We start from the raw sequence: 12,550 nt of genomic DNA, 5'->3' as shown, positions 1-12,550 counted from the left end.
ATGAATTTCCCCACCCTCGCCGCCCTGCTGGGCTTCGCGTTGGTCACCACCGCGACCCCGGGACCGAACAACCTCATGCTCATGGCGTCCGGTGCCAACTTCGGATTTCGCAGGACAGTGCCGCACATGATCGGCATCGTCGGTGGCTTGACCGTATTGACCTTGATGGCTGGTATCGGGCTGATGGCGCTGTTTGACGCTTTCCCCCTCCTGCGTAACGTTCTGGAAGTCATCTCCATCGGTTATCTGCTCTGGCTGGCCTGGAAAGTCGCTACGGCCGCGCCGCTGAAAGACACGGCGACCGGTGGTCAACCGATGACCTTCTGGCAAGCCGCGGCTTTTCAGTGGGTGAATCCCAAGGCATGGGCGATGGGCCTGTCGGCGATCACGCTCTACGCGCCCGACCGCTCGCTACTGTCCATCATGCTGGTGGCGGCTGCCTTCGCCCTGGTCTGCTTCCCGGCGATTTCCATTTGGGCCTGGCTGGGCACGGTGGTTCGCCAGTGGCTCTCAAGCGCTCGGCGGCGGCGCGCGTTCAATATCGCCATGGCCGCATTGCTCGTAGCCTCGCTCTATCCGGTGTTGGGCATCGGCGGGTAATTGCTGCTCACTCATGGTGCGCCAATCCCATGCAATTCTCCGTCTTGACGCATCGTTTTCCCGCACCACTGTCATCTCGGTATTCGACAATGATGCTTACATTACTAAGTAATTGTTATATATACTTTTTATAAAAAGTGGCACGTACTTCGCTATCTATAAGATACGAAGAACGCCAACCATCGAATCCGGCGCCTTCTTCCCCTTTTTCAACGTCGCTGATGACAGCGATGAACCGAGTGAGCTGGCGTGCTCCCCTAGTCCCCTTCTTGGGGACTTTTTTTTGCGCCGCATACGTTGGGGATATCGCTTGGCATCGGCCACACTATTGCTTTGTCTGCAATGAAGGCTTGCCGCATGCTATCCCGATTCATGCATCCCTGGCGCCTGCCGGTCCTTGCCCTCGCCTTCGCCGTCATGACACCGCATGCCATGGCGGCCATCGATCGTCCGGCCCTGGAGGACGCCGCGCAACGGCTCGGCGACTTGCCGCGCACGCATACCCTGCTCATCGCCGTCGACGGCGAAACTCTCGTCGCCCGTGGCTGGCGCGGCCACTCCCCCGACGACATCACCAACATCAAGTCGCTCTCCAAGACACTCATCTCGGCTTTGGTGGGCGCCGCTATCGCCCGTGACGTCATCCAGGGCGTCGACCAGCCGATCACCGAGCTGCTGGATGGCCGGGTGCCTCGTGACGCCGATCCTCGTGTCCAGGACATCGAGGTCGGCCACCTGCTGTCGATGCAGGCCGGACTCGAGCGCACCTCCGGCGCCAACTACGGTGGCTGGGTGGCCAGCGACGACTGGGTCGGCAATGCCTTGTCGCGCCCCTTCGTCGCCGATCCCGGCGGTCGCATGCTGTATTCGACCGGCAACAGCCACCTGCTGTCGGCCGCGCTGACCGACGCCAGTGGCCGCGATACGCTCTCGTTGATGCGCGAGTGGCTGGGGACGCCCTTGGACATCGAGATACCGCCCTGGACGCGTGACCCGCAAGGCATCTATTTCGGAGGCAACGAAATGGGGCTCACGCCACGCGCCTTGTTGAAGATCGGTGAACTCTACCGGCAGCAGGGCATGCATGACGGCCAGCGCGTGTTGCCCGCCTCGTGGATCGAGCGTTCCTGGCAGCCGCGTACCCGCTCGCACTTCAATCAGGACGACTACGGCTATGGCTGGTTCATGACGGAGCTCGCCGAGACCCCGGTCTACTATGGTTGGGGGTATGGCGGGCAACTGCTCTTCGTGGTGCCGGCGCATGACGCCACCCTTGTCATGACCAGCGACCCCACGCCGCCCTCCAACGGCAGCGATTACTTGAATCGCGTCAAGACGGCCGTCGCCGATGCCATCGAGGCCATTGACTGACTCCCCCATTCCTGACGACATTGCCGGTCTTCATCGACCCTCACCAGAAGGAGCCCACCATGTCAGCATCCCAAGAGAGCCGAGGTACCTGCCTGTGCGGCGCCGTCAGCATCCGTGTCACGCTCGAGCGTCATGACGTGAGCATTTGTCACTGCCGCATGTGCCAGACCTGGAGCGGCGGTCCGATGTTCGCCCTCGAAAGCGACGCGCCCATGACCCTCGAGGGCGAGGAAAACGTCGGCGTCTATGCTTCCTCGGACTGGGCCGAGCGCGGCTTCTGCCGCCAGTGCGGTACGCACCTTTTCTATCGTCTCACCCAGGGGCAGCACTACGCCTTCCCCGTCGGTTTGCTGGATGCCGGCGAACCCTGGACCATCGGCCAGCAAATTTTCATCGACGAAAAACCGAGCTTCTACGATTTCGCCAACGACACTCCGAGCCTGACCGGCGACGAGGTCTTCGCGCAATTCGCGGGCAGTGCCGGCAGCTAGGTACTGCTGCTAGCCAAGGAAGCGATGGCCCCGTTTCAAACGGGGCCATCGAGCGTCAGGAAGGAAAGGAGAACTGCGCGCCCTCTCGGACGCCGGCCGACGGCCAGCGCTGGGTCACGGTCTTGCGCTTGGTGTAAAAGCGCACGGCGTCCGGCCCGTAGGCGGCCAGGTCGCCGAACAGCGAGCGCTTCCAGCCGCCGAAGCTGTGATAGGACACCGGCACCGGCAACGGCACGTTGATGCCGACCATGCCCACCTGGATACGATCGCTGAAGTAACGCGCCGCCTCACCGTCACGGGTGTAGATGCAAGTGCCGTTGCCATATTCGTGATCGTCGATCAGCCGCATGGCCTCTTCCATTGTGCCGACACGCACCACCAGCAGCACCGGCCCGAAGATCTCCTCGAGATAGCAGGTCATGTCGGGCGTGACGCGGTCGATCAGCGTCCCGCCGACATAAAAGCCATGCTCGTGCCCCGGTACCTGGATACGGCGACCATCGACCACGATATCGGCGCCCTGCTGCTCGGCGCTGTCGATGTGGCCGCAGACCTTTTCCTGATGGGCCTTGGTGATCACCGGGCCGAAGTCGTTGTCGGCGTCATGGAAGGGGCCGACCTTCAGGGTCTTCATCTGCGTCTGCATCTTGGCGATCAACGCGTCGGCGGTCTCGTCGCCCACGGCCACCGCCACCGACAGCGCCATGCAGCGTTCCCCCGAGGAGCCGAAGGCAGCCCCGTTCAGGGAATTGACCACGTTGTCCATGTCGGCGTCGGGCATCACGATGGCGTGGTTCTTGGCGCCGCCTAGGGCCTGGCAGCGCTTGCCGTTGGCACTGGCGCGCTGGTAGATGGTTTCAGCGATCGGCGTGGAACCGACGAAGCTCACGGCCTTCACGCGGTCGTCGTCGAGCAGGGTATCGACCGCCTCTTTGTCGCCGTTGACCACGTTCAGCACGCCGGCAGGCAGGCCCGCTTCAAGGGCCAGTTCGGCGATGTAGAGCGCCGAGGTCGGGTCGCGCTCGGAGGGCTTGAGCACGAAGGTGTTGCCGCAGGCGATGGCCATGGGATACATCCACAGCGGCACCATGGCCGGGAAGTTGAACGGCGTGATGCCGGCCACCACGCCCAGCGCGTGGAACTCGCTCCAGGCGTCGATGCCGGGCCCGGTGTTCTTGCTGTACTCGCCCTTGAGCAGCTCCGGCACGCCACAGGCGTATTCCACGTTCTCGATGCCGCGCTGCAGTTCGCCCTTGGCGTCATGGACGATCTTGCCGTGCTCCTGGCCGATCAGCCGGGCAATCTCGTCGGCGTTCTGCTCCAGCAACTGCTTGAAGTTGAACATCACCCGCGCCCGCTTGGCGGGCGGCGTATCGCGCCAAGCCGGATAGGCGGCCTGGGCGGCGGCGATGCCATCCTCGACGGTGGCCTTGCTGGCCAGGCTCACCTGGCCGCCGACCTCACCGGTGGAGGGATTGAAGATATCCTGGGTGCGTCCTTCTCCGGCGACGCGTGAGCCGTTGATCAGATGGCCGAGTGTGGTCATGTATCACCTCTTGAATGCAACCGTAAGAGAAATGCTTGAGTGCCGGCGTTCCGATACGCTTTTCCGTGGACAAGTCTTCGCGAGGGCGCTGTAGACCCTTCCCTGGGCGCTACATCCGTCATCCATGACGGATGACCCTCGCTGCGCCTTATCCCCGGCGCGCATCTCGACAGGCGTCGTCTGATTTATTCCAGTTCGCCGATGGTGTCGCCCAGCACATTGACGAGGCGATCGATCTCCTCGCGCTCGACGATGAACGGCAGGCCGAGCTGGATGGTGTCGCCGCCATAGCGCACGTAGTAGCCCTTTTCCCAGCACTTCATGGCGATCTCGAAAGGACGCCGCCCCGGTTCGCCGGGATACGGTTCGATCTGCAAGGCGCCGGCGAGGCCGTAATTGCGGATGTCGCTGATGTAGCGCGTCCCCTTGAGAGAATGCAGCGCACTTTCGAAGATCGGCGCCATCTCTTTGACTCGCTCGATGAGGCGGTCGTTCTCGAGCACATCCAGTGCGGCCAAGGCGGCGGCACAAGCCACCGGGTGTCCCGAATAGGTATAGCCGTGGGGCAGCTCGAGCATGTAGTCGGGGCCGCCCTGCTCCATGAAGGTCCGATAGATCTCGCCCTGCACGATCACCGCCCCCATGGGTACTGCACCATTGGTCAACTGCTTGGCGACGTTGAGAAGGTCCGGCACCACGCCGAACTCCTCAGCCCCCGTCATCGATCCCATGCGCCCGAAGCCGGTGATGACCTCGTCGAAGATTAGCAGGATGTCGTGCTTATCGCAGATCTCACGCAGGCGCTTGAGATAGCCTTTGGGCGGCGGAATCACTCCCGCAGAGCCGGCCAGCGGCTCGACGATCACCGCCGCGATATTGGAGGCATCATGCAGCGCGATCAGCTCCAGCAACTCATCGGCGCGCTCGGCGCCCCGCTCGGGCATGCCCTGGGTGAAGGCGTTTTCCTTCAACAGGGTATGGGGCAGGTGGTCGGCATCCACGCCCTGGCCGAACATGGTGCGATTGGCGCCGATGCCGCCCAGGCTGAAACCGCCGAAGTTGACGCCGTGATACCCCTTGGAACGCCCGATCAGCTTGGTCTTGCTCGGCTTGCCTTTCTTGCGCCAGTAGGCACGCGCTATCTTCAGCGAGGTATCGGCGCTCTCCGAGCCCGAGCCGGTGAAGAACACGTGATCGAGGCCCTGAGGCGTCAATTCCCGCAGACGATGGGCCAGCTCGAAGGCCTTGGGGTGGCCGTACTGGAAGGCCGGCGAGTAGTCCAACTCGCCGAGCTGACGGCTGACCGCCTCGGTGATCTCGGGGCGGCAATGCCCCGCGCCGCAGGTCCACAGCCCCGAGAGCGCATCGAAGACTTGGCGACCCTGGGCATCGGTAAGATAGCTGCCCTTGGCGCCCACGATGAGGCGTGGATCGCGCTTGAATTGCCGATTGCCGGTATACGGCATCCAGTAGGCGTCCAGCTGCTCCGGGCTCAAACCCGCCATGGGGGGAAACTCGCGATCCGACATGTCTTCTCCTGCCGATAGACGGTGATGGATGGTGCTATCGAAAAAGCTAGGCGGGTCGGCGGATAAGTTAAATCCAGAAATACTGAATCTCATTCAAGTCACCGGTTAACTTTACGGGCTGACAGGGCTATCCTCGCAGGTGTCCGTCGTCGAGATGAGGAATCCCGCCATGCCTTCCCGCAGCGAGACCCTGATGGGGCAGCCGAGCGATGCCGACCTGCGCCTGCTGAGGATCTACCGCAAGGTCGTGGAGTGCGGCGGGTTCTCCGCCGCCGAAGTGGAACTCAACATCAGCCGTGCGGCGATCAGCATGGCGATGAGCGACCTGGAGACACGGCTCGGCCTGCGGCTCTGCCAGCGAGGACGCGGCGGCTTTGCCCTCACCGACGAGGGCGCCGAGGTCTACGATGCCACCCTCCAGCTGCAGACGGCCGTGGCGGGATTCCGGACACGTGTCAATGGCCTGCATGCCCGTCTCAAGGGCGAGCTCAGCATCGGCATCACCGATAACCTGGTGACCATGCCCGAGATGTATATCACCGATGCCCTCAGCGCGCTCAAGGCGCGGGGGCCCGAGGTGCGCATCAATATCCGCATGATTCCGCCCAGCGACATCGAACTGGGCGTGCTGGACGGTCGCTTGCATACCGGCGTGATCCCGGCGCTCAAGACATTGCCGGGGCTTGCGTATCTGCCGCTCTACGAGGAAGCGTCGCGGCTCTACTGCGCCGCCGATCATCCACTCTTCGACGTCGAGGACGTGGACGAGGAGCGACTCGCGATACATGACGCCGTGGTACCCGCCTACGCCCAGACCCCGGAGGTCAAGGCGTGCCATGCTCCGCTCAAGGCCGCCGCCTCGGCGACCGACCGCGAAGGCATCGCCTTCTTGATCTTGTCCGGCCGCTATATCGGCTACTTGCCGACCCACTATGCCGAACGCTGGGTGCGCGACGGCCGCATGCGTGCCTTGAATCCCGAGCGCTGGCATTACCTGACCCACTACAGCGCCATCACCCGCAAGGGCGCGCCCCCCAACCTGGTCGTGGAAAGCTACCTCGAGGAACTGGGACGCCTGACCCAGACATCTGCCATCACGCCTGGCGACTGACCAGCACGATCCCCAGCAGAATCGCCGCCCCGCCGAGCAGGAAGTTCCAGCTCAAGGGCTCGCCCAGCAGCACGGCGCCGAAGAGCACCCCGAAGATCGGTGACAAGAACGACAACACGCCCAGTTGCGAGGCCCAGTAACGGCGCAGCAGGGCGAACCACAACAGCAGGGCACCGAACGAGATGACCAGCGTCTGGAAGGTCATGCTCGCCACGGCCATGGCGCTGGGCGTGGCCTGCTGCCAATCGCCCAGCCATAGGGTGATGGGCAACAACAGCGCGCCCGCGGTCAGGAGTTGGTACGTCAGGGTCTGCACGGGGGGCGCTTCGGAGAGCGAGGAGCGACGCACCACCAGGGTGGTGGCGGCCCATGACAGCCCCGCCAGCAAGCCCAGCGCGTCGCCCAGGAGAATGTCGCCGGCCGGCGCCCCGGGCGCGGCCGAGGGCGCCATGGCGACCAGCATGCCCACGAATGCCACGCCGATCCCCCACCATTGGTGCCGCGCCAACTGTTCGCCCGGCACCCAGAGATGCAGTCCCAGAGCGGCGAACACCGGCGCCGTGTACAGAAACACCGACATGTGCGATGCCAGGGTGTAGTTGAGCCCCCAGGCGACGAAACCGAACTCCCCCGCAAAGCCCAGGCCGACGAGAATGCCTGCACCCAGCCGACCGCGAAACGCCGCCAGGCCGATGCCCTGAATACGCGCGACGATCAGCACCATTACCCCCGCCAGCAGCGAGCGCAACGCGATCTGGCTCAAGGGCGTGATATCGTCGGCCACGGCCTTGATGGCCACCTGCTGCAGTCCCAGCACCAAGCAAAACCCGGTCATCGCGATGCCGGCAGGCATATCCAGGCCGCGGCGCAATCGAGGCGACGCCTCCCCCGACCTTCCCACGACAGCTTCCGAAGTCGACTCCGTCATGATCGCACCTCCATTGAATCGAGACTCAGTGGAGCATTTGCCGCGCTGCGATCCAAACGATTAATCTTCAGCCTCAGGCTCAGGAAAACTCAACTCATGAAGATAGAGCGATTGCCTCTTAACGCGCTGCGCGCCTTCTCGGAAGCCGCACGAGCGGGAAGCTTCAAAACAGCGGCGGAGCATTTGGCCGTGACACCCGGCGCGGTTAGTCGACAAATCAAGCAGCTCGAAGAACGGCTAGGCGTGGCGCTGTTCGAGCGTCATGCCAAGGGCGTGCACGTCACCGATGCCGGCCACCTGCTGGCCGAGGATGTCGATGCCGGTCTGGCACGCATCGCCAACGGCGTACAAGCCGTACATGAACGCGCCTATGCGGCCACCACGCTGACTCTCAGCGCACCGCCCTCCTTCACTCAATTCTGGCTACTCCCGCGTCTGGCGGCATTCGAAGCACTGGAAAGTCACGTCGAGATCTCCCTGGACGCGGACCAGAACCTGAGCGACCCGATATGGCACGGTGATGGCGCACGGCTCGCCCTGCGCTACGGACGCGGCCCCTGGCCCGGCGTTCACAGCGAGCGGCTGCTCGAGGACGCATTATTCCCCGTCTGCTCGCCCGCCCTATTGGAACGATCCCCCATCGACACCCCCGTCGACCTGCTTGCCCACCCCTTGCTCGAGGTGGTCTGGCAATCGCGACAGAACGTCGACTTCCCCGGCTGGCGAGACTGGTTCGACGCCGCCGGACTACCGGGCAAGACCCTGCCGATCCAGCAGCGATATTCCCTCTACGGCCTGGCCCTGGACCAAGCGATCGCCGGGCGCGGCGTGATGCTCGCCAACCCTGCCATCGTCGCCGACCGCCTCGCCAGCGGCGTATTGGTACGCCCCTTCGGAGATCGCCACGTGATCGACTCACCGTTCACCTACGACTTGATCCTCCCCGACACCGGTCAAGCCCCACCTGCGATCCAGCACTTCATCGACTGGTTGCTCGACGAAGCGGCCAGGTTTCGAGACGGCGGCATTGGCTGACACACCAATGTCAGCGTCATGCCTGCGTAACGACGCAGTCTGCGTGGCGGGTCGTGTCGGCCATCGTGACCACGCTGCCCACGACGATCAGGCACGGTGAGGGCAGCGGCGTGGCGGCGAGCTTTTCGGGCATGTCGCCGAGCGTGCCGATCAGGGTTTGCTGTTCGGGCAGCGAGGCGTTGGCGGCAAGCATGATCGGCCAGTCGTCGGGCAGGCCGGCGTCGCGCAATCCGCGACAGATCGCGTCGACCTTGGAAAGCCCCATGTAGAACACCAGCGTCTCGTCACGCCGCGCCAGATCGTGCCAGTTCGGCTCGCCACCTTCGCGGCAGTGCTGGGCGGTCACCAGACGCAACTGCTGTGCATGGGCACGGTCGGTGAGCGGCATGCCGAGGGTGGCGGCGACGGCGGAGGCCGCTGTGATGCCGGGAACGACCTCCGTGGGCAGGCCGGCCTCGCCGAGAATTGCGAGTTCCTCGCCCATGCGACCGAAAATTCCGGGATCGCCGCCCTTCAGACGCACGACCGACTTCCCTTCCCGCGCCAGCCGAGCCAGCAAGGCGCCGATCTCGGCCTGTGGCACGCTGTGATGCCCGCGGGCCTTGCCGACGTAATAGCGTTCGCGCGACGGGGGAATCATGGCCAGGATATCGTCGCCGACCAGGCGGTCATAGACGATGGCATCGACTTGCGTAAGAAGACGCCAGGCACGCAGGGTCAGCAGGTCCGCACTGCCCGCCCCTGCTCCCACCAGATAGACATGGCCGGGTCGCGTGGCACGACCCACCGCTGGTGTGCGAGCGAGCGATGCCCCGCTGCGATCTTCCCGCATACCGGGCCACCAACTCGCCAGCAAGGCACTCACGCTTGCGATAGATGTATCAGGCCGTTTCCAGCGCTTCATCAGTCCCAGCATGCGCCACCTCCTCTTCGAGCAATGACTTGAGTTCGGGAATGCAGGAGCCGCATTGCGTCCCGCAGGCCAGGCGCGCGCCGAGCGCATCGACACTCGCATCGCCACGCCGAATGGCCTCGCGAATCGTCTTGGCGCCGACCTGGTGACAACTGCACACCACCGGGCCCGTATCGGCCTCCCCCGAGGCGCTGCCCGCCAGGACGCGGCGACGCTGTTCGTCGGTCAGCGCGGCATCGCCGAACCGCGCATCGAGCCAGGCCAAGCCCGGCAGTTCACTGGGCGGCCCGACCATCAGCCACCACACCAGACGCCCATCGCGAAGCCCCGCGGCCCGCAGGCGGCCGCCGGTCGCGTCCTCGCACCACAGCGTCGCCTCGACGCCGAACCGCGCGGCGCACCAGGTCAGCCAGTCGCGCGACGTGGCGCTGGCGATCTGCCAGCGCTGGGCGTGATTCAGCGGCATTCGCGCCCAGTAGGCATCGTCGCTCCGAAGGGGATCTCGAGCGCACGTCGGCGCCAGCAGGAGGGTCGCCTCCTCGGCCACGTCGAGCGGCTCGCAGGCCACCGCGCCGTGCTTGGTCTCCGGCTGTCCCGAGAGTGGATCGGTCAGCGGCGCGAACAGCGTGCCGACACGCCCGGCCCCGGTGAACTGGGCGTTCCAGTGGATGGGGATGAAGACATCGCCACGCCGCTGCGACGTGGCGACACGCACCCGTACCCGGGCTTCGCCCCAACGGTTGAAGACCCGCGCCAGCCCCCCGTCGACGAGGGCGTGCGCCTGGGCATCCTGCGGGTGGATATCGATATAGGGTTCGGCGCGATGATTGAGCAGGCGAGGCGCGCGCGCGGTACGCGTCATGGTATGCCATTGATCGCGCACGCGACCGCTGTTGAGGCGTAGCGGGTAGCAAGCTTCCAACGCCTGCTCGGGCGTCACCGGACGCACCGGCACCAAGCGTGCCAGGCCGTCCGGGGTGGCGAAGCGCCCCGTCTCGAATAACCGGGCGGTGCCACGCGGCGCCTCGGCGGTCACCGGCCACTGCAGCGGCACCAGCGCGTCATAGGCGTTACGGTCCAGATCACTCAGGGCGGAAATATCGAACAGCCGCGGTATCCCCCCGGCGTGGTTGCCATACCCCGAGAGTCGCGCGTGCTCGACAAAGATATCGCGAGGATGGCTATATTCGAACGCTTCTTCATACCCCAGATGCTTGGCGACCTGGGCGATGATCCACCAGTCGTGGCGCGCCTCACCGGGCGGTGGCAGCATGCCGCGCTGGCGCGAAATACGCCGCTCGGAATTGGTGACGGTGCCGTCCTTTTCCGACCAGGAACTGGCCGGCAGCACGATGTCGGCATAGGCCAGGGTGTCGGTATCCGCCATGCATTCGGAGACGATCACCAACGGGCAGGCCGCCAGCGCACGCTTGACCTGATCCGCGTCGGGCAAGCTGACCACCGGGTTGGTGGCCATGATCCACAGCGCCTGGATCTCGCCGCGCTCTACCGCCGCGAATAGCTCGACGGCCTTCAGGCCCGGCTCCTCGGGCAGGTGGGGCGCATCCCAGAACGCCGTGACCAGCGCCTGAGCCCCCGGCGTGTGGTAGTCCATGTGCGCCGCCAGTTGATTGGCCAATCCGCCCACCTCGCGACCGCCCATGGCGTTGGGCTGGCCGGTGATCGAGAACGGCCCCGCACCCGGTAGGCCCAGCTTGCCGCCCGCCAGATGGCAATTGATGATGGCATTGCACTTGTCGGTGCCACTGGTGGACTGGTTGATGCCCTGGGAATACAGCGTCACCACGTGCAATTGCGAAGCGAACCAGTAATAGAAGGTTTCCAGGGCCTCGATGTCCAAGCCGCAATCGTCGGCGATACCCGCAAGCGTCGTCGCTTCGTCACGGGCCGCCGCCAAGGCATCGTCTAACCCTTGAGTGTGGCGTTCCAGATAGACCGCATCCAGCTTGCCCTTGTCGGCCATGAAGGCCAGCAGTCCATTGAAGAGCCGCGCGTCGCTGCCGGGGGCGATGGGCAGATACAGATCGGCAACCTCGCAGGTGTCGGTCACCCGGGGATCGATCACCACCACGCGCATCAACGGGTTGCGCTGCTTGGCGGTGCGCAAGCGCTGGAAAAGCACCGGATGGTTCCAGGCCAGGTTGCTGCCCACCAGCACCACCAGCTCGGCCTCTTCCAGGTCCTCGTAATTGCACGGCACGGCATCGGCGCCGAAGGCGCGCTTGTAGCCCGCCACCGCGGACGCCATGCAGAGCCGCGAGTTGGTATCCAGATGCGGTGACCCCAAAAAGCCCTTGAACAGCTTGTTGGCGGCGTAATAGTCCTCGGTGAGCAACTGGCCGGAGAGATAGCCGGCAATCGCCTGGCCGCCATGTTCATCGCGCACCGCCGCCAGGCGTGTCGCCACCTGGTCGAGCGCAGCGTCCCAGCTCACCTCGCGCCCATCGACGCGGGGCGCGAGCAGACGCCCGTGGTCGCCCAGCGTTTCATGCAATGCCGAGCCCTTCACGCATAGCCGGCCGTAATTGGCGGGATGCGCCCGGTCGCCTTCGACGCCCGTCATGACGCCGTTCTCGATGGTTGCCGCGACGCCGCAACCGACGCCGCAATATGGGCAGGTCGTGTGCTGCTGCATGCTGTCTCGCCCTCCACCTGCAAACGCAAAAGGCCCGACCCCGCCGCAGCAGGATCAGGCCTCTTTGCCTGGTAGGACGACCGTGCAGGCCGCCCGCCAATGATGAATTGCGTCTCGCCGCCGTTGGCGTTTTCGGCGCACCGTGGCCGAAAAGATGACGTACACCATGCCTGCAAATCCAGCGCCATCTTGGATCTAATTCCTTTTAAACAACCACTTGGGCTGACACCTGGCTGTCCATCACACACCTACCCATACCCAAAGGCACCAGCCTGGTGCAATCCGCGCACCATTCGCACAGCCAGTGCGCACGTCTCGCCATCCATCGCCATCGACGCGTGCTACCGAAACCGCCCAAACGACTGAAAAG

10 protein-coding genes are annotated in these 12,550 nt (G+C 64.6%); 5 read left to right on the top strand and 5 right to left on the bottom strand.

The annotated features are described in order from the left end of the window. The 3 genes from KZO83_RS03025 (at position 1) to KZO83_RS03015 (ending at position 2,462) form a co-directional block, all read left to right on the top strand. The gene (locus KZO83_RS03025; protein WP_247619713.1) at positions 1-600 is read left to right on the top strand and encodes a LysE family translocator; all 600 of its coding nucleotides are present in this window, start codon (positions 1-3) and stop codon (positions 598-600) included. Between the two features lie 357 nt (positions 601-957). Further along, positions 958-1,971: a serine hydrolase domain-containing protein gene (locus KZO83_RS03020; RefSeq protein WP_247619712.1), complete on the top strand. Its 1,014-nt coding sequence runs from the start codon at positions 958-960 to the stop codon at positions 1,969-1,971. 59 nt (positions 1,972-2,030) lie between these two features. Next, positions 2,031-2,462, top strand: coding sequence for a GFA family protein (locus KZO83_RS03015; protein WP_247619711.1), 432 nt, complete (start codon positions 2,031-2,033; stop codon positions 2,460-2,462). A gap of 55 nt (positions 2,463-2,517) precedes the next feature. Here the strand turns inward: KZO83_RS03015 and KZO83_RS03010 are convergent, their stop codons facing one another. Then, positions 2,518-4,008: a CoA-acylating methylmalonate-semialdehyde dehydrogenase gene (locus KZO83_RS03010; RefSeq protein WP_247619710.1), complete on the bottom strand. Its 1,491-nt coding sequence runs from the start codon at positions 4,006-4,008 to the stop codon at positions 2,518-2,520. Between the two features lie 185 nt (positions 4,009-4,193). After that, positions 4,194-5,537, bottom strand: a complete 1,344-nt coding sequence (gene aptA / locus KZO83_RS03005; RefSeq protein WP_247619709.1) for an omega-aminotransferase AptA — start codon at positions 5,535-5,537, stop codon at positions 4,194-4,196. Positions 5,538-5,706: 169 nt separating this feature from the next. Between aptA and KZO83_RS03000 the strand changes: the two genes are divergently transcribed. After that, entirely contained in the window at positions 5,707-6,648 is a 942-nt protein-coding gene (locus tag KZO83_RS03000) for a LysR family transcriptional regulator (RefSeq protein WP_247619708.1), read from the top strand. Here KZO83_RS03000 and KZO83_RS02995 read toward each other — a convergent pair. Next, positions 6,632-7,576 (bottom strand): DMT family transporter, encoded by a 945-nt coding sequence (locus KZO83_RS02995; RefSeq protein WP_247619707.1) that lies wholly within the window; start codon positions 7,574-7,576, stop codon positions 6,632-6,634. The genes KZO83_RS03000 and KZO83_RS02995 overlap by 17 nt on opposite strands. A 96-nt stretch (positions 7,577-7,672) precedes the next feature. Between KZO83_RS02995 and KZO83_RS02990 the strand changes: the two genes are divergently transcribed. Beyond that, positions 7,673-8,611 (top strand): LysR substrate-binding domain-containing protein, encoded by a 939-nt coding sequence (locus tag KZO83_RS02990; protein ID WP_247619706.1) that lies wholly within the window; start codon positions 7,673-7,675, stop codon positions 8,609-8,611. Positions 8,612-8,627: 16 nt separating this feature from the next. Here the strand turns inward: KZO83_RS02990 and cobA are convergent, their stop codons facing one another. Together cobA and KZO83_RS02980 are read right to left on the bottom strand one after the other, a co-directional pair. Continuing rightward, positions 8,628-9,443: a uroporphyrinogen-III C-methyltransferase gene (cobA, locus tag KZO83_RS02985; protein ID WP_247620173.1), complete on the bottom strand. Its 816-nt coding sequence runs from the start codon at positions 9,441-9,443 to the stop codon at positions 8,628-8,630. A gap of 49 nt (positions 9,444-9,492) precedes the next feature. Continuing rightward, positions 9,493-12,180 carry a nitrate reductase gene (locus KZO83_RS02980; RefSeq protein WP_247619705.1) on the bottom strand — a complete coding sequence of 896 codons (2,688 nt, stop codon included), beginning with the start codon at positions 12,178-12,180 and terminating at the stop codon, positions 9,493-9,495. Positions 12,181-12,550 lie beyond the last annotated feature (370 nt).

The sequence above is a fragment of the Chromohalobacter moromii genome, from assembly GCF_023091865.1.
Classification (GTDB): domain Bacteria; phylum Pseudomonadota; class Gammaproteobacteria; order Pseudomonadales; family Halomonadaceae; genus Chromohalobacter; species Chromohalobacter moromii.
This window is presented reverse-complemented; position numbering and strand designations above follow the sequence as displayed.